Origin of the sequence: Pseudoalteromonas luteoviolacea CPMOR-1, from assembly GCF_001625685.1 — a bacterium.
Lineage (GTDB): Bacteria > Pseudomonadota > Gammaproteobacteria > Enterobacterales > Alteromonadaceae > Pseudoalteromonas > Pseudoalteromonas luteoviolacea_K.
This window is the reverse complement of the sequence record NZ_AUYC01000021.1, coordinates 134,762-152,286: the sequence shown is the minus strand read 5'-3', so window position 1 is coordinate 152,286 and position 17,525 is coordinate 134,762. Positions and strand designations below refer to the sequence as shown.

The 17,525-nt window shown below is 42.9% G+C and carries 15 protein-coding genes; 14 read left to right on the top strand and 1 reads right to left on the bottom strand.

Features of this window, described 5'->3' with window-relative positions; all coding sequences use genetic code 11:
- Positions 1 to 111: 111 nt before the first annotated feature.
- The 13 genes from thrA (at position 112) to N473_RS08850 (ending at position 15,425) form a co-directional block, all read left to right on the top strand.
- Positions 112 to 2,529: a bifunctional aspartate kinase/homoserine dehydrogenase I gene (gene thrA, locus N473_RS08910; RefSeq protein WP_063367598.1), complete on the top strand. Its 2,418-nt coding sequence runs from the start codon at positions 112 to 114 to the stop codon at positions 2,527 to 2,529.
- Between the two features lie 9 nt (positions 2,530 to 2,538).
- A complete protein-coding gene (gene thrB / locus N473_RS08905) occupies positions 2,539 to 3,468 on the top strand; it encodes a homoserine kinase (protein WP_063367597.1) in 930 nt (309 codons plus the stop codon).
- Between the two features lie 10 nt (positions 3,469 to 3,478).
- Complete coding sequence (gene thrC / locus N473_RS08900; RefSeq protein ID WP_063367596.1) at positions 3,479 to 4,762, top strand: threonine synthase; 1,284 nt, start codon at positions 3,479 to 3,481, stop codon at positions 4,760 to 4,762.
- A 257-nt stretch (positions 4,763 to 5,019) separates the two neighbouring features.
- The gene (gene glyA, locus N473_RS08895) at positions 5,020 to 6,276 is read left to right on the top strand and encodes a serine hydroxymethyltransferase (protein ID WP_023398518.1); all 1,257 of its coding nucleotides are present in this window, start codon (positions 5,020 to 5,022) and stop codon (positions 6,274 to 6,276) included.
- Between the two features lie 162 nt (positions 6,277 to 6,438).
- Complete coding sequence (gene nrdR, locus N473_RS08890; protein ID WP_039611626.1) at positions 6,439 to 6,888, top strand: transcriptional regulator NrdR; 450 nt, start codon at positions 6,439 to 6,441, stop codon at positions 6,886 to 6,888.
- The gene (gene ribD / locus N473_RS08885; RefSeq protein ID WP_063367595.1) at positions 6,888 to 8,003 is read left to right on the top strand and encodes a bifunctional diaminohydroxyphosphoribosylaminopyrimidine deaminase/5-amino-6-(5-phosphoribosylamino)uracil reductase RibD; all 1,116 of its coding nucleotides are present in this window, start codon (positions 6,888 to 6,890) and stop codon (positions 8,001 to 8,003) included. The genes nrdR and ribD overlap by 1 nt, the downstream gene beginning before the upstream one ends.
- Positions 8,004 to 8,011: 8 nt before the next feature.
- The gene (locus N473_RS08880; RefSeq protein ID WP_039611624.1) at positions 8,012 to 8,668 is read left to right on the top strand and encodes a riboflavin synthase; all 657 of its coding nucleotides are present in this window, start codon (positions 8,012 to 8,014) and stop codon (positions 8,666 to 8,668) included.
- A 35-nt stretch (positions 8,669 to 8,703) separates the two neighbouring features.
- The gene (ribBA, locus tag N473_RS08875) at positions 8,704 to 9,816 is read left to right on the top strand and encodes a bifunctional 3,4-dihydroxy-2-butanone-4-phosphate synthase/GTP cyclohydrolase II (protein ID WP_039611623.1); all 1,113 of its coding nucleotides are present in this window, start codon (positions 8,704 to 8,706) and stop codon (positions 9,814 to 9,816) included.
- Between the two features lie 115 nt (positions 9,817 to 9,931).
- Positions 9,932 to 10,396 carry a 6,7-dimethyl-8-ribityllumazine synthase gene (ribE, locus tag N473_RS08870; protein WP_039611622.1) on the top strand — a complete coding sequence of 155 codons (465 nt, stop codon included), beginning with the start codon at positions 9,932 to 9,934 and terminating at the stop codon, positions 10,394 to 10,396.
- Between the two features lie 11 nt (positions 10,397 to 10,407).
- A complete protein-coding gene (gene nusB / locus N473_RS08865) occupies positions 10,408 to 10,818 on the top strand; it encodes a transcription antitermination factor NusB (RefSeq protein WP_023398524.1) in 411 nt (136 codons plus the stop codon).
- 44 nt (positions 10,819 to 10,862) lie between these two features.
- Positions 10,863 to 11,828 (top strand): thiamine-phosphate kinase, encoded by a 966-nt coding sequence (gene thiL / locus N473_RS08860; protein WP_063367594.1) that lies wholly within the window; start codon positions 10,863 to 10,865, stop codon positions 11,826 to 11,828.
- An 8-nt stretch (positions 11,829 to 11,836) separates the two neighbouring features.
- Positions 11,837 to 12,322 (top strand): phosphatidylglycerophosphatase A, encoded by a 486-nt coding sequence (locus N473_RS08855; protein ID WP_039611619.1) that lies wholly within the window; start codon positions 11,837 to 11,839, stop codon positions 12,320 to 12,322.
- 25 nt (positions 12,323 to 12,347) lie between these two features.
- A complete protein-coding gene (locus tag N473_RS08850) occupies positions 12,348 to 15,425 on the top strand; it encodes a ligand-binding sensor domain-containing diguanylate cyclase (protein ID WP_063367593.1) in 3,078 nt (1,025 codons plus the stop codon).
- Between the two features lie 93 nt (positions 15,426 to 15,518).
- Here the strand turns inward: N473_RS08850 and N473_RS08845 are convergent, their stop codons facing one another.
- Entirely contained in the window at positions 15,519 to 16,211 is a 693-nt protein-coding gene (locus N473_RS08845) for a substrate-binding periplasmic protein (RefSeq protein ID WP_231099547.1), read from the bottom strand.
- A gap of 327 nt (positions 16,212 to 16,538) precedes the next feature.
- Here N473_RS08845 and N473_RS08840 point away from each other — a divergent pair, with 327 nt between their 5' ends.
- The gene (locus tag N473_RS08840) at positions 16,539 to 17,516 is read left to right on the top strand and encodes an FHA domain-containing protein (RefSeq protein WP_063367618.1); all 978 of its coding nucleotides are present in this window, start codon (positions 16,539 to 16,541) and stop codon (positions 17,514 to 17,516) included.
- Positions 17,517 to 17,525 lie beyond the last annotated feature (9 nt).

Sequence of the window (17,525 nt, the reverse complement as noted above, 5' to 3'; positions counted from 1 at the left end):
TTACGACCACCATCCTTACTGGATAGTGGCATAGGTCCGTGCATATTTAAAAAGGCCTGTGCTCACTGAGAGCACAGGCCTTTTTTGGTTTTGGAATGAGGAAAAGTAATTATGCGAGTATTAAAGTTTGGAGGCTCATCACTTGCTGATATGGCATGTTTGGAGCGAGTTCGGTCTCTCATTCTCAATTATGGCAGTGAGAAAGCCGTTGTGGTGTTATCTGCGCCGGGCGGCATGACGGATAGCTTGGTGTCATTGGTAGAGCACGCACAAAAAGGTGAAGACTTTAGCCAGCAATGGGATGCGTTTGCATCTCGTAGTGCAGCGCTTAAACATGAGGTTGAAGCGCAATATGGTGAAGTAATAAATTGGCCGTCGTTAAATTTACTTCGCGATAAATTAGAAGGCGTGAAGCTGTTGAAGCAATGTCCAGCGTCGGTGAATGCGTTCGCAATCAGCTTTGGTGAAAGGATCAGCGTATCTTTAATGGTCACTATGTTAAAAGCGTGTGGCGCGAAAGCATTAGAGGCAACAGAGTGCATTAAAACGCGTGCCGAGTATTTAGACTCTGAAGTTGATCTGGAGAGCACGCGAGACGCTGTAAGCAAACAAGTAGATATTGCAGAAGCTGGTATTTATATCATGGCTGGCTTTACTGGTAGCAATGCATTAAATGAATTAACGACACTGGGTCGCAATGGCTCTGATTATTCTGCAGCAGTCATAGCAGCAAGTCTGAATGCTGATATTTGCCAAATATGGACGGACGTTGATGGGGTTTATAGTGCAGATCCAAGGCTAATTAAAAAAGCAACAAAAGTTGATCGCCTTTCTTATAAAGAAGCGATGGAGCTGGCTTATTTTGGTGCAAAAGTGCTACATCCAAAAACTATTTTGCCGTGTGCAAAAGCAAATGTGCCGTGTGAAATTAAAAATACTCATGACCCAGACGTACCCGGCTCATTGATTTCTTCTAACGGAACAGGTGACGCCCCTGTAAAAGCTTTATCTAGTCTAGATGACCTTGCGATGTTGACCGTTTCAGGCCCTGGCATGAAGGGTAAAGTAGGTATGGCAGCAAGGGTATTTGGGGCGCTGGCCAATGATAATGTCTCAATTGTACTGATTACCCAGTCCTCCTGTGAGTTTAGTATCAGCTTTTGTGTCTATGAACAGGACTTGTCACTCGCGTTGAACGCTTTAGAAGTTGCTTTCGAATTAGAAACTCAAGCTGGGTTGATTGAACCAGTAGAAGTCAGAAAAGAGCTCGCCATTGTGACTTTGGTAGGTGATAACATGAAGTCGCATAAAGGCCTTGCCGCTAAGTTTTTCGCGTCACTGGCGCAGGCGCAGGTCAATGTTGTTGCAATCGCACAAGACTCAACAGAAAGTGCAATTTCTGCAGTGATATCTGGCGACCTATGTAAAGATGCGATGAAGGTATGCCATGAGAACTTTTTCACTCATGTGCCATCAATAGATGTCTTCTTACTGGGCTGTGGCTTGGTGGGCAAAGAGTTGATTAAGCAGTTAGAAAAACAGCAGGCGTGGCTAGCAAACCGCAACATAAAACTTAATTTATATGGTGTTGCTAACTCGAGGCAATGTGTTCTAAGTAGAGATGGAGTGGTATTTGACCAATGGGAAAGTGCGCTTTCGCAATCAAATTCGGCATTTTCTCTCAATCAACTAGAGCAGTTTGTAAAATGTAACCATCTAATCAACCCGGTCATTGTAGATTGCAGCTCATCGGAGCAATTGGCGGATCAATATGCAGATTTTCTGAAGGCCGGTTTTCATGTGGTCGCCGCGAATAAAAAAGCGAACACCGGCGATATGGCTTATTATCGAGCATTACAGCAAGCTGCTCAGTCATCAGGACGTAAATTCTTATATGAAACAAACGTGGGCGCGGGTTTACCTGTTTTAGATAATTTGCAGTTGTTATTCGGGGCTGGAGATGAATTATTATCTTTCAGTGGCATTTTGTCTGGCTCTTTATCGTACATGTTTGGCGCGATAGAGGATGGCTTAAGTCTGTCAGAGGCCACAACTCAAGCGAAACAAAATGGTTTTACTGAGCCAGACCCAAGAGATGATTTATCTGGTACCGATGTTGCCAGGAAGCTGCTGATCATTGCTCGTGAGGCAGGCCTGGAGTTGGAGTTGAGCGATATTCAAGTTGAGCCTGTGGTACCGGAGCAGTTTGCAGCAGGTACTTCTGTTGAAGACTTTATGGCGCAATTACCTGAATTAGATGCAGCCTTTGCCGATCGAGTGCAAAGCGCAGCGAGTGAAGGTAAGAAATTACGTTACGTCGGCAGCATTAAAGATGGAGTATGCCGTGTGGGTATTGAAGCGGTCGATGTTGACCATGCGCTATATGATATTCGCGATGGAGAAAATGCATTGGCAATTTTGAGTCAATATTATCAGCCGAAACCTTTTGTTATCCGTGGTTACGGTGCGGGTGCTGAGGTGACAGCGGCAGGTGTATTCGCTGATATTTTGAAAACATTGTCTCGTTAGGGGTGCACTATGAGAAAATTTTATGCCCCTGCATCTATTGGTAATTTTTGTGTTGGTTTTGATTCGCTTGGCGCGGCAATAACGCCGATTGATGGCCAATTATTAGGAGATGTTGTTCATATTCAAGAAGCTGATACAGACCGTTTTGAGTGCATTGGCGAGTACGCGCACAAGCTCCCGGCAGATCCACAAGAAAACTTGGCATTTCAATGCCTCACGCATTTTCGAGCGCATGTGAAGCCTGATATGCCCAGTGTTTTTTTGAAATTAGAGAAAAAACTTCCAGTTGGCTCGGGGCTTGGGTCCAGTGCATGTTCTGTTGTGGCGACTTTTGCTGCGCTTAACGCCTTTGCTAGCACTGCATTGTCACAGTCACAAATGATTGAACTGATGGCGGACTTTGAAGCGAAAGTGAGCGGTGCGCGTCATTATGACAATATAACGCCATGTTATTTGGGAGGGTTGCAGCTTACAGCGGAATTAGTGCCAGACAGAGCATTGGCATTACCCGTCGACCCGAGCTGGTATATTGTGGTGGCATATCCTGGATTTACATTAAATACAGCCAAGGCGAGGACGGTTTTACCTGCGACGCTCCCATTAAATGAGAGTGTTGAGTTTGCCCAGAGAATGTCCACATTTTGTACTTTGTTGCAATTAAATCGATTTGATGAGGCTGTTGCATTGATGCAAGACAATGTGGCAGAGCCAAGTCGTTCGCCGCTCATTGAAGGCTTCAAAGAGGCAAATCTGAGTTTACCAGAGTTGGGGGCCCGCGTGGTCAGTATATCTGGAGCTGGGCCGACGCTTTTTGCGTTGTGCGATTCACTAGAGATTGCTCAAAAGTGTCAAAATTGGCTGCAGTCACACTATCTGAACGAGCAAGGGTTTAGTCACATCTGTCAGTTAGACAGCATGGGTACCAGAGAATTGGTTTAAGGAATTAAAAATGAATTTAGTTAATCTTATGGAGCCTGAACAGCAGGTTTCATTTACAGAAGCGGTGAAAATTGGCCTAGGGCGCAATCAAGGTGTTTTTTTTCCTGAAAATTTAGCGGCCATTAAAGATGTCGATGCGTTGCTAGCGATGCCATTTAAAGCCCGCAGTAGTAAAATTTTACAGCATCTAATCGGTGATGAGCTACCAAGTGATACGCTGGATGAAATGGTAAATCGCGCGTTTGATTTTCCAGCCCCCATCGTTGAAGTTGAACAAAATACCTATTGTTTAGAGTTATTTCATGGTCCGACTCTTGCCTTTAAAGACTTTGGCGGTCGGTTTATGTCTGAGTGTATCGGTTTATTTAATGAAGGCGAGCGGGTTACGATTTTAACAGCGACCAGTGGAGATACTGGTGCCGCTGTGGCGCATGCCTTTTATGGTAAAGAAAATGTAGATGTTGTCATTTTGTATCCCAAGGGCAAAATTTCATTGGCGCAACAGAAGTTATTCACAACGCTTGGTAAAAATATTCATTGTTATGCTGTAGAAGGCAGCTTTGATGACTGTCAAGCCCTTGTAAAGCAGGCTTTTTTAGATGATGAAGTTAAGTCTAAGCTGGGTTTAAACTCGGCGAATTCAATCAACATCAGTCGTTTACTGGCACAAGTGTGCTATTACTTCGAAGCATATGCACAGTTATCTCAGTCTCAACGTGAGCAAGTACATATATCTGTACCCAGTGGCAATTTTGGCAATGTCTGCGCCGCGATGATTGCAGCTGCAATTGGTTTGCCGATTCAAAAGCTCAGCGCCACGACGAATCAGAATGATACGGTGCCTCGTTATATGGCGACAGGGGATTGGTCTCCAAACGCAACTCTAGAGTCTCTATCTAATGCGATGGATGTGAGTAAACCTAATAACTGGCCTCGCGTTGAAAGCATGTTGAATAGTGGAGTATTTAGTAAAGATGATTTTTATTCATGTTCCGTGTCTGAAACTCGTACTCGAGAAGTGATGAAACAAGTCAACAAGTTAGGTTACGTGGCTGAGCCGCATACCGCTATTGCCTACGAAGGCCTGCAAATCAATAAATCTGAGCATGAAACTGGGATCTTTTTAGCAACAGCGCATCCAGCTAAATTCAAAGAGTCAGTTGAAGGTGTTTTAGAACAACAACTTGACATGCCTCAGGTACTTTCAGATGCATTGAATAAGCCATGCCTAGCTGAATTCATTCAAGCAGACTACGACGGACTTAAACAGCGCTTATTTGAAAAATTAGGCTAGTTTAATTTCGCGTTCATTATGCCCGTGCATACATTCTTCCAATGTGAGTTAATGTATGCACATTTTAATTTTAAATGATCTAATCAATTCATATAAATATTTTTTATATTTAAATAAAAAAATATCATCCCAGAAACACTGTGAAATAAATTCAATCCTTGCTTAAATAGAGCCACGCAGATTTCGTAGGCAATTGGATGTAAATTGCGTACAATTGCATTCGGTAAATTTAATCATACGTGCACCTAGGAGAAACCATGTTAGAACGTAACATGAATATTGCAGATTTTGACCCTGAATTATTTAACGCGATCCAGTCTGAAACGACTCGTCAAGAAGAGCACATTGAGCTTATCGCATCTGAAAACTACTGTAGCCCGCGTGTTTTAGAGGCTCAAGGGTCACAACTTACAAACAAGTACGCAGAAGGTTACCCTGGCAAGCGTTATTATGGCGGTTGTGAGCACGTAGATGTGGTTGAACAACTTGCTATTGATCGCGCATGTGAACTATTTGGTGCCGATTATGCAAACGTACAGCCGCACGCTGGTTCACAAGCAAATGCTGCTGTTTTTCAGGCGCTACTTCAGCCGCATGACACTGTACTGGGTATGAGCTTGGCACATGGTGGTCACTTAACTCACGGTTCTCACGTTAACTTCTCTGGTAAGACTTACAATGCAATCCAGTATGGTCTAAATGAAGAAACAGGCGAAATTGATTACGCGCAAGTAGAAGCTTTAGCGCTAGAGCACAAACCAAAAATGATCATTGGTGGTTTCTCTGCATATTCAGGTATCGTTGATTGGGCAAAGTTCCGTGAAATCGCAGATAAAGTTGGCGCATATTTACTAGTGGACATGGCTCACGTAGCAGGCCTAGTGGCAGCTGGTGTATACCCTAACCCAGTTCCTCATGCACACGTTGTAACAACAACCACGCACAAAACACTGGCTGGTCCTCGTGGTGGCTTGATTGTATCAGCATGTGGTGATGAAGATGTTTATAAAAAGCTAAACAGTGCCGTATTCCCTGGTGGTCAAGGTGGTCCTTTATGTCACGTGATCGCTGCAAAAGCGGTTGCTTTCAAAGAAGCGCTAGAGCCTGAGTTCAAAACATACCAAACTCAAGTTGTTAAAAATGCACAAGCGATGGTTGCGGTACTTCAAGAGCGTGGTTATAAAGTTGTTTCTGGTAAAACAGACAACCACCTATTCTTGCTTGACCTAATTGATAAAGACATCACAGGTAAAGATGCGGATGCCGCACTTGGTCGCGCAAACATCACGGTTAATAAAAATTCCGTACCAAATGATCCACGTTCACCGTTTGTAACATCAGGTCTTCGTATTGGTTCTCCTGCTATCACACGTCGTGGTTTTAAAGAAGCTGAAGCAGGTGAATTAGCTGGTTGGATCTGTGACGTACTTGATAATATCAACGATGAATCTGTTCAGGCAGAAGTAAAAGAAAAGGTAAAAGCTATCTGTGCTAAATTACCTGTTTACGCATAATTAAACTCACAATTTGCGTTAATTTTGATATTATAAGGGCCGCATTTATGCGGCCTTTTTATTATCTGTTATTTTTGCGTTGTAAACGCATAGACCAGTTATGTTTTGGTATTGAGATATTTAAGCGCAGCATTAAAAAAAATTACCCAACAGTGAGAGTATATGCATTGTCCTTTTTGTACGGCAAAAGATACTAAAGTTATTGATTCGCGTTTGGTGGCATCGGGTCATCAAGTACGACGCCGTCGCGAGTGTATAGTATGTCATGAGCGCTTCACCACGTTCGAAGGGGCGGAATTATTAATGCCCAGAGTGATTAAACAAGATGGTACGCGAGAGCCCTTTAACGAAGATAAGTTACTCAATGGCTTGCACCGTGCGTTAGAAAAACGTCCTGTCAGTACAGAACAAGTCGAAGAGGTTGTACATCAAATCAAATCACAGATCCGTGCAACTGGCGAGCGTGAAGTAGACAGTAAAATGATCGGCGAATGCATCATGGAGGCGCTTAAAAAACTCGATAAAGTGGCGTACGTTCGATTTGCCTCTGTTTATCGCAGTTTTGAAGACATTAAAGAGTTTGGTGAAGAAATCGCGAGGTTGGGTGATTAATGGGCTTTACGCAGGCTGATCATAACTATATGGCCTTGGCCATTGAACTTGCGAAGCAAGGGCAATACACAACAACACCAAATCCCAATGTGGGCTGTGTCATTGTTAAAGAGGGCGAAGTCATTGGGCAGGGATTTCATATTCAAGCGGGTGGTCCTCATGCAGAGGTGCATGCACTCAGAGAAGCTGCTGGAAACACTCAAGGTGCGACAGCTTACGTAACGCTGGAGCCATGCAGCCATTATGGTCGAACACCACCTTGCGCTAAAGGCTTAATTGATGCCGGTGTCGCAAGAGTTGTGTGTGCCATGGTTGATCCAAATCCACAAGTTGCTGGTAACGGGTTAAAGATGCTCGAAGAAGCGGGTATTGAAACTGCTTTTGGTTTAATGGAAGGCGTTGCACGAGCTCTGAATAAAGGGTTTCTCAAAAGAATGGAAACAGGTAAGCCCTACGTGATTGCAAAGCTAGCAGCAAGTTTGGATGGAAAAACAGCATTACATAATGGACAGAGTAAATGGATCACTGGACCGCAAGCTAGACAAGATGTTCAGCGTTTTCGGGCACAAAGCTGTGCAATTTTATCTGGTGCAGATACGGTTCTGATTGACGATGCTAAACTTAATGTGCGGGCAAATGAATTCAGTGACTTTGGTAAAGTGGAGTCAATGGCTAAATTGCGCCAACCCGTTCGTGTCATTATTGATACTCAAAATCGCTTGCATCCGGATCTAAATTTATTTAGTCATGATTCTAAAGTCATTATTTTACGTACCAAACTTGATAATCAGCATCAATGGCCTCATTTTGTAGAGCAAGTTTGCTTACCTGAGGTGTCAGGTAAGTTAGATTTACATGCTGCGATGGCGTTTTTAGCGGCGCAAAATATTAACCAAGTATGGTTGGAAGCCGGTGCGACCTTGTGTGGCGCTATGCATCAGCAAAATTTAATTGATGAATATATCATTTACATGGCGCCCAAAATTATTGGCGAAGGGGGTAGAGGGTTGTTTAACAGCTCGGTATTGACTGAGATGGATCAGATCCCCGAGCTAGAAATAACTGAGTGTGTCCAAGTTGGCACAGATATCCGCATTAGTGCAATCAATAAATAAGAGTAAATATGTTTACAGGTATCATTGAAGCAACTGGCACATTAACCGAACTGACCTTAAAACAAGGCGATTTGAGCGTTAAAGTGCAATCGCATAATTTGGATATGGCTGATGTAGCGCTTGGAGACAGTATCGCAACCAATGGTGTTTGTTTGACTGTGGTAGAAAAGTTCAACGATGGCTTCAGAGCTGACGTATCAAATGAAACTTTGTCGCTTACGCGATTTGGCGAATATAAAGTTGGCCAAAAGGTTAATTTAGAAAAAGCACTGCAGCCAACATCTCGCCTAGGTGGACACCTTGTATCAGGCCATGTGGATGGTGTTGCAAGCATTGTCGCTGTAGAGGCAAATGCTCGCGCAACCGATTATTGGTTGTCGGTGCCACATGCATTATTAAAGTATATTCCGTATAAAGGTTCGGTGGCTATTGATGGGATCAGTTTGACCGTCAATGCCGTTGAAGAAAACAAGTTTAAACTCACCATAGTGCCTCATACAGCACAAGAAACAACAATAGCTGACTTTAAAGTGGGCACATTGGTGAATCTAGAAGTTGATCAAATTGCTAGATATTTGGAGCGTTTAGTGCAAGGCAATCAAAGCGCGCCAAGTGAATCGACTCTCACAACCAGTTTGTTGGCGCAAGCTGGCTTTATTAAGTAATTGGCCATTCAAACAAAGTAATTAATGGGAAAATTATGAGCTTAAACAGCGCAAAAGAAATCATCGAAGACATTAAAGCCGGCAAAATGGTTATCTTGATGGATGATGAAGATCGAGAAAATGAAGGCGACTTAATCATCGCGGCGGAGCATATCACGCCCGAAGCGATTAACTTTATGGCGACTTATGGCCGTGGTCTTATATGCCTAACTATGACGCAAGAGAGATGTCAGCAACTCGATCTTCCGCTGATGGTTAGAAATAACGGCGCTCAGTTTTCTACTAACTTTACGATGTCAATTGAAGCGGCTAAAGGTGTTACAACGGGTATTTCAGCGGCGGATAGATCAAGAACTGTGCAAGCTGCGGTTGCTAAAGGCGCGGTGCCAGAAGACATTGTTCAGCCGGGTCATATTTTCCCTATTATGGCGCAGCCTGGTGGTGTATTGACTCGTGCGGGCCATACTGAAGCGGGTTGTGACTTGGCACGTTTAGCGGGTCTTGAGCCTTCATCGGTGATTGTCGAAATCTTGAATCCTGATGGCACGATGGCAAGGCGCCCTGAACTTGAAGTGTTCGCAAAAGAACATAATATTAAAATCGGCACAATTGCCGATTTAATTGAATATAGAAATTTAAACGAAACGACGATAGAAAGAGTGGCGAAGTGTAAGCTACCAACAGAATTTGGTGAATTTGACCTAGTTACTTATAAAGACACTATTGATAATCAGCTTCATTACGTATTGCTTAAAGGTGAAGTAAAAGAAGACGAACCGACATTAGTGCGTGTGCATTTGCAAAGCACGTTTAATGACATCTTATTGTCTGATAGAAGCGCAGACCGTAGCTGGACACTTCATGGTGCAATGAAGCACATTGCCGAAAATGAAGGCGCGCTGGTTATTTTAGGCAAGAGTGAGCAAACCGAAGATTTAGAACAGCTAGTTAAGGCATTTGCTGCTGAAGATCAAGGCGAAAAAATTAATTATCGTAAGTTTCAAGGCACGTCTCGTACAGTTGGAGTGGGTTCTCAAATCCTCGCTGACTTAGGCATTCAGAAAATGCGCCTTATGAGTTTGCCGAAGAAATACCACGCACTTTCGGGCTTCCACTTAGAAGTTGTCGATTATGTAGAGCCGAAATAATTTCGGTCATCACTTTTTACACCTACTGTCTAGTTGGACAGTAGGTGTTTTTCTTTAAGATGTGCTATTATGCGCGTCAATTTGGCTATTGCTAATACTGATCAGGAATCATCTAATGAAAATAATTGAAGGTAACAAGTTCGCTCCAGGTAAAAAATTTGCCATTGTCATTTCTCGTTTTAACGATTTCATCGGCAGCAGCTTACTAGAAGGTGCAGTAGATGAGCTTAAGCGCACCGGTGGCGTGAAAGATGAAGACATCACAGTGGTTTATGTACCAGGTGCAGTTGAGTTACCTCTTGCAGCTAAACGTGTTGCAATGAAAAAAGAGCATGATGCTATTATCGCGCTAGGCGTTATTATTCGTGGTGGTACACCACACTTTGATTTGGTTGCAAACGAATCAAATAAAGGACTAGCATGCGTTTCATTAGACTACGATATTCCAGTTGCTTTTGGTGTATTGACGACAGAAAGTATTGAGCAAGCTATCGAACGTGCGGGAACTAAAATGGGTAACAAGGGTGGCGAAGCTGCACTTGGTGCTCTAGAAATGGTTAACGTACTTGAGCAAATTTAAGAGGAATCTAAGTGAAACCAGCAGCTAGACGTAAAGCGCGTGTGCTTGCATTGCAAGCTGTCTACTCATGGCAGTTAAGTGGCAACCCTATTGCTGATATTGAACAGCAAATGCTAATCGAGAACGACGTATCAAAAGTAGATGTGGAGTATTTTAAAGATTTAGCACGCGGTGTTGCAGTAAACCATAAACAGTTGGATGAAGCGATTCAGCCTCACCTATCTCGTCCATTTGACGACTTAGACATGGTTGAATTAGCGACTTTACGCGTCAGTGCGTATGAGCTTAAGTTCCGTGAAGATGTGCCATATAAAGTGGCTATCAACGAAGGGATTGAACTGGCCAAAATTTTTGGTGCAGAAGACAGCCATAAATTTGTAAATGGCGTGTTGGACAAAGCAGTTAAGAAAATCCGCAAATAATCAGAATCATGAGGAGAGCCGGCGTTGGCCGGCTTTTTTAATGTATGAAGGAATTTGAGTTAATTAATCATTACTTCAAAGGCAGAGGCATAACTCGCCGTGATGTTGCCGTTGGTATTGGTGATGATTGTGCTGTTGTTGATATTCCAGAGAACTGTCAACTTGCAGTAACCACAGACACCTTGGTTGAAGGTGTACACTTTTTCCCCGACATTCCTGCCAGAGCGTTAGGTCATCGCGTGTTAGCGGTCAATCTAAGTGATCTTGCTGCGATGGGTGCTGAGCCTACATGGATATCTATCGGACTCACATTACCTAATGTAGATATGGCTTGGTTAGAAGAGTTTACTGAAGGGTTGCACGAAATTGCTGAGTACTACAATGTGCAGCTAATAGGTGGAGACACGACGCAAGGGCCTTTAACTATCACGATTTGCGCCAAAGGCATTATTCCAAAGGGTAAATCTTTAACACGTTCTGGTGCTAACGTGGGTGATTGGATTTATATTACTGGCCCTCTAGGTGACGCTGCTTTAGCGATTGAGTCTCGTAAACGTGGCATTGAATTAAGTCCCGAACAACACAAGCGCGTAGTAGAAAAATTGCACTATCCAAAACCTCACGTTGCGGCTGGGCAAGTTCTAAGAGGCCTTGCAACTTCCTGTATTGATATTTCTGACGGCTTACTTGCGGATCTGCAACATATTGTTGATCGCTCAATGGTCGGGGCTGATATCGATATCAACAAGGTACCCATCTCTGATGATTTACGCGCGTTAGAGGACACAGCTCTAAGAGAGATGCTGAGCTTATCATACGGTGATGATTATCAATTGCTGTTTACAGTCAATGACAACAACAGAAATGCCGTCGAAGCAAGATTAATGCAATATGGTGTTGAAGCAACATGCATAGGGCAAGTAACAAATACACCTGGCTCCGTAGAGCTTTACAAAGATGGCGAGAAGTACTCTATTTTAGAGCAAGCTGGCTATGAACACTTTAATTAGGAGCGAGCTTGGATAAGTCGTTAAAATTCAATCTCAAACGCCCACATCAATTATTTGCATTGGGATTTGGTACGGGCCTTGCGCCTAAAGCCCCTGGTACTGTTGGGACCTTAGCAGCACTACCTTTCATATTTGCTACGATGACTTTGCCAATTTGGTTTCAGGTGAGTCTCGCGGTTTTGATGACAATATTTGGCGTGTGGGTCTGTGGTAAAACTGCACGCGACGTTAATGTCCATGATCATCCTGCTATTGTTTGGGATGAAGTCGTAGGTTTCTACATTACTATGATAGGCGCCGCAATTAATTGGCAATCTTTGTTAGTCGGTTTTTTACTGTTTCGCTTTTTTGATATTGCGAAGCCGGGTCCTATCAGGATGCTAGATAAAAAGTTACATGGCGGTCGTGGGATCATGGCTGATGATGTATTGGCAGGCATTTTTTCATTGATTTGTATTCAAGCTTTGTTTAAAACAGGGGTCCTTGGCGGCTAAATTAAAGTTGAGAAAGAGGGAATCTATGCACAAGTTTTTCCTACTGTTCATTATGGCGGTCGTATTCAATGTGAATGCAGCGATTAACGACTATGTTGTAAAGCAGTGGAATATGCAAAATGATTTACCATCACAAAGTATTAAAAGTGTGGTGCAAGATCAGCAGGGCTATATTTGGCTTGGCACACAATTTGGTTTGAGTCGGTTTGATGGGCACCAGTTCGTTAACTTTAATACTCAAAATACCAATTTTCTTGTGAGTAATGCGATCAATAAGCTTGTGGTTGATCGCTTTGGCATGTTGTGGGTAGGGACGCGACGAGGTGTATTGCGCATAGATCCTCAAACTATGAAAGCGCAGAAGTTCAAAATTCAAGCTGATGTCAAGGATATCATTGAGGATAATAGCGGTAATATTTGGGTCGCGGCCAATGGACTCTATTACATCTCTGCAAAGCGTTTAATGTTGGATAAAAACAACTTAGATGACAGTAAATTGTCGCTTACTCATATCAGCCAAATAGTCGGTGCTGTGACAAAAATGGCGCCATCCCCCGATGGCATTTGGGTGGTAAACGAACGTCATTTATTACGTATCGGAGAGGCTCAATTTGTTGGTTCCAATGGTATGCGCTTGGAATTGTCTAGCAAAATTTCCTTACCCAGGCAGCTTGCACAAACTAATATCCACGATCTTGCATGGGTAGATGGTAAGCTCTTTTTGGCATCTCAATTAGGTGCTTTTTTCCTCGACTTTGATGAAGTACTGCGTCGATTTGATGAAATTGGCAATAGTGCCGTATATAAATTCTTAAGTGATGACCAAGGGGGCTTATGGGTCTCTACTTACGGCCGCTTACTATATAAAGAAAGTGGTGGTGAATGGCAATCAGTTGATCTAGTACAACTAGATCAGGGGATTTGGTTTACCGACTTATTCATAGATAAAAGCAATAATGTATGGCTGGCAAGTATTAACGAAGGTTTGTGGCTCGCTCATTCAGGTCGGGTAGAGCGTTTTCAGGCAGGCCTTCGCGGCAAACAAGCGATATCAGCGATGACTATGGGTCCTCGAGGTAATGTTTGGGTTGCTACCCGAGAAGGGGTGGGAATGCTTGATCAGGATGATAATTACCAACCCGTTATCACACCAGCCCAGCTTAAAGGTGTTGAAGTCCATGATATGGAGTTTTTGGATGGTCGCCTATACCTAGGTACCGGTCGTGGTGTCGTTATTTATGACAATGGTCAGTTGTTGGCCATACCCAATCGTGAATTCCGACAGACACAAGTATTTACGATTAGCCCTTCTAACCAAGGTGGGCTGTGGATAGGCACTGGTAGGGGGTTATATCGCCTTGATTACAATGGGTTGACGCCTTTTACATACAATGCGTTTCTCGGTAGCCAGTTTGTTACTTATGTTGTGGATTTCCCGCGCTATGGGTTTATTGGGACTGATAAAGGTGCCTACAAATATAACGAACGAGGCATCGAAAAAATTGGCGGACAAACATCATTAGAAACCGCCTACGTTACCAGTATCTTACATGTAGAAAATTACACTACTTTGGTTGGTACTTTTTATGATGGACTTTACTATCGTACGGAGTCCGGTGATTGGTTCCAATTAGATGCCTCTCATGGCTTACCTTATGGTCCAATCTTGTCCTTACACTTTGATAAAGAACAGAACTTTATATGGGTCAGTTCTATGAAGGGTGTTTATCGCATGTCGATCGAGCAGTTCACTCAAGAAATTGAGAACCTGAAGGTTGAGCAAGTTATCAATCCCTTCGATCGCCAGCTTGATGGCATGCCGAGCCAGTGTTGTACTGGTCTTGGACATGACTCGGTGGTGGAAGTCGATGACGTATTATTGTATCCCAGTTTACAAGGTGTAGTGCGTATTCCGAAAAGTGTTAAGTTATTCAGCGACAGCGAACTTGAACCTCGCTTTGAAGGGATCACTACGCCAACGAGAGAGCTTACGCCGAATAAAATAGTTGAAAGTATTGTACTGGATACTAACGAAAGAGACTTGACCATACGCTACACTGCGATTGATTTTTATGCACCACAAAGTATTGAGTTTCGGTATAAACTTGAAGGGCATGATGAGCAGTGGCGAGACGCATTAGCGCGCCGCGAGGCAATCTACACCAATTTACCTCCCGGTGAATTTACCTTTAAATTGGAGGTTAAACGCCGTGGTGAAGACTGGCAAGAAGCACACTCTAAAACGGTAAAGCTCACTTTGCCTCGTCGCTTTGATGAAACTGTGTTTTTTAGGCTGATTATCACCTGCGGATTTATATTCTTATTCTACCTAGTATTTTGGGTGTTTAGAGCACAAGAAAGGCGCAAGCAAGCAGCATTGGAAGAGTTGGTTACTGAGCGAACGACTGAATTGAGAAAAGCGAATGAAAAACTCAATAAGGTCAATACGCAATTAAAACTGGTGAGTCATTCAGATGAATTAACCGGACTGAAAAGCCGTAGGTTCTTATTTGATCAATTGCCTAAAGACATTGAACATTACCAGCGCAATGCAAACTCTTTGAAAGCGCAGGGTAAGAGTCTGGTGTTGATGATCCTGAATATTGATAAGTTCAGTAAAATAAATGACGCCAATGGTCCTATAGGCGGTGATAGCTGCCTACAACAATTGGCGACGTTACTTAATACACGAACACAAGGGTCTGACTATGTTGCACGTTGGAGTGGTGATGAGTTTTTACTCCTCTTACGAGACTTTCAATGTGCTGATGTCGATCAATATGTTAAAGAGCTGTGTAAAGCCGTCGGTGAATTCGACTTTACTCTGCCAAATGGTAAATCAACTAAGATGACGGTGTCTGTGGGGTGGTCATTCTATCCATTGCAAATGCTAGGCGGTCATGTGATTGGCTGGGAAGCCTCTGTTAACCTTGCAGACATTGCACTGCACCAAGTGAAACGGAGCGGTGGTGATGGGGCTGGTACTGTGGTATTTGACGATGAATTAGATGCATTTGAGTTTGAGCAAAGCCAAAATGTCGAATCTCAGCTGCAGTTGTTACAGTCAAATGGTTTAGCTGATATTAAAGTATGGATGCGCTAAGACCAACTTTCCCTGTGAGATAATAACATCATAAAGAGGTGCCCTCTGGGGTAACCTCTGATGGTGTTTAGTCTGGTTTCGTCTAAACACGACCTATTCATTCATCTGCTGTTGTACACTTAACAATGCTTCATTCATTCTTTTAATAAAGTCGTATTTATATGGGAATTTCTCTCCATTATCTTTGGTGTAGCCTATGTGTGCGGTCCGGCTTAAAACAACTCGGTCTTCTCTGAATTGTTTGAGATCTAACTCTTTAAGCTCTCGTTTTACCGACTCAAAACCCATGAGTGTCGAAAGTCTATCGTTAACGTAGCAATCTAGGCGAAACTTAGAGAGCTTTTTGATATTTGTGAGTGTATCTTTATTTTCCCAAATTTTTATCAATCCCTTCTGTTTCGCCGTCAGAAGTTCTTTATCAAGGATTAAGAAGCCAGCATTTATGCCAATATTGATAGGGGGGCGATTTGGTGAGCGTGTTAGAATGTTGTTTAACGTGATATCCGGGTTGCAAAACGCAACAACCGCTTCTTCCCCGAGGGAAGTGGAATAAGGCCAAATATAAGGCCGTTTGTCTTTATGTATATAGGGAGGCAGTAAAGCAAATGCCTCGCCATTTTCCATTGCTGCAACACCTCGTTTCCAAGGGATAGGCTCTAGAATTACTTGATAATGCTCGGATAAACGCCTTGCTGCGAGCCTTACTTGCTCAATATAAATCCCATACAAATATCCATTACTTTCATAGGAGTAGGGCGGATAGCTATCGTCGACTAGAATTGTCACACGCGGTTTAGTGTCCTCATTTGCACTGGCTGGTACAAGTAGACACAAAGCAATGAATAACACAAGCAGTTCAAACGAGGGACGCGTCATAGTTTATATAATAGTTTATTTTAAGGCAGCCATTGATAACTTTAGGCAATTTTGATTGAGATTACCAGAGACCGTCATATTGAAACGTGCGCTGATTGGGATAGAAGCATTCTGCGTGTAATGAAGCGTAATTTATTTGTTGGGCTATTAAGGTTACACTATGAGAATGATTCAAGAGGTGATCCCTCTTTCATCATTGTCGCAATACAGAGTATCAAAAGAGGAATAGGTGACCCCATGGCTAAGCTTAAAGTAAAGGATTGTTCTGATGTTATCTACTTAAAAGCGTTTCACCGCTTTGGGAGATTAACTTATTCTGTTGATACTCATGTCAGTGGCGTTGAAATTTCACGCATTCATGCGGTGATTGAACATAATGGTCAAGATTGGGAGCTCCGTGATCTAAGTAAAAATGGGGTATGGCTGAATGGTCAACGCATTGCTTACAATCAAGCGATACATCTTAAAGTAGATGATGAAATAACCTTTTCTGAAATGCACCCGAAAACATTTATTGTCGACTCAATTTCACCGCCTAAAGATTTATTAATTCCTTCTTGTAATGAACAGCCTGATGAAGTGATTCCATTGGAAAAATATCATTTCTTACCGTCAGAAACGAATCCTGAATTGGTTGTATTTTACGACAATGAAAAGCTTTGCTGGTGTTATGAACACTTAGAAAGTGGCAAAATTGTGCCTTTGACGGACAGTGATAACCTTTGTGTTGCTAATGAGTTATGGTACTTGTTTCAAGTTGAGGCTGCCTCTCAGGAAGCCACGATGCCAATTGATAGCACACATCAATCGAGTCTAGAGTTTGTATTTGACATCAGCTTAGATGAAGAAATCACTGAGTTGAAGGTGAATCATAATGGCGCATTGCTAGACTTTGATATCAGAACGCATCATTATTTAACGGCGTTATTAGCGCGATATAAAGCCCGTGATGAAGAGGCGGTTGACGAGGAAAATGAACGAGGTTGGGTAAGTGTGTCACAGCTCTCAAAAGATTTGGGGATCAGTGAGAGTCACATTAATATACAGATACATCGTGCCCGCAAACAGTTTGTTGATTTGGTAAATGACAAAGGCCTAGCTGAGCAGATCATTGAACGCAAGCGAGGCAGAGTTCGCTTTGGCGGTAAACATTTTACAATTAAAAAGGGCTCACATACAGAAGCTTCCTATGATGGCATGCAAATGGCGCTATAATTAGGTAAA

Excerpts from the sequence above, each read along its gene's own strand:
- thrA (WP_063367598.1), top strand. The coding sequence starts at position 112 with ATGCGAGTATTAAAGTTTGGAGGCTCATCACTTGCTGATATGGCATGT.
- thrB (WP_063367597.1), top strand. The coding sequence starts at position 2,539 with ATGAGAAAATTTTATGCCCCTGCATCTATTGGTAATTTTTGTGTTGGT.
- thrC (WP_063367596.1), top strand. The coding sequence starts at position 3,479 with ATGAATTTAGTTAATCTTATGGAGCCTGAACAGCAGGTTTCATTTACA.
- glyA (WP_023398518.1), top strand. The coding sequence starts at position 5,020 with ATGTTAGAACGTAACATGAATATTGCAGATTTTGACCCTGAATTATTT.
- nrdR (WP_039611626.1), top strand. The coding sequence starts at position 6,439 with ATGCATTGTCCTTTTTGTACGGCAAAAGATACTAAAGTTATTGATTCG.
- ribD (WP_063367595.1), top strand. The coding sequence starts at position 6,888 with ATGGGCTTTACGCAGGCTGATCATAACTATATGGCCTTGGCCATTGAA.
- N473_RS08880 (WP_039611624.1), top strand. The coding sequence starts at position 8,012 with ATGTTTACAGGTATCATTGAAGCAACTGGCACATTAACCGAACTGACC.
- ribBA (WP_039611623.1), top strand. The coding sequence starts at position 8,704 with ATGAGCTTAAACAGCGCAAAAGAAATCATCGAAGACATTAAAGCCGGC.
- ribE (WP_039611622.1), top strand. The coding sequence starts at position 9,932 with ATGAAAATAATTGAAGGTAACAAGTTCGCTCCAGGTAAAAAATTTGCC.
- thiL (WP_063367594.1), top strand. The coding sequence starts at position 10,863 with ATGAAGGAATTTGAGTTAATTAATCATTACTTCAAAGGCAGAGGCATA.
- N473_RS08850 (WP_063367593.1), top strand. The coding sequence starts at position 12,348 with ATGCACAAGTTTTTCCTACTGTTCATTATGGCGGTCGTATTCAATGTG.
- N473_RS08840 (WP_063367618.1), top strand. The coding sequence starts at position 16,539 with ATGGCTAAGCTTAAAGTAAAGGATTGTTCTGATGTTATCTACTTAAAA.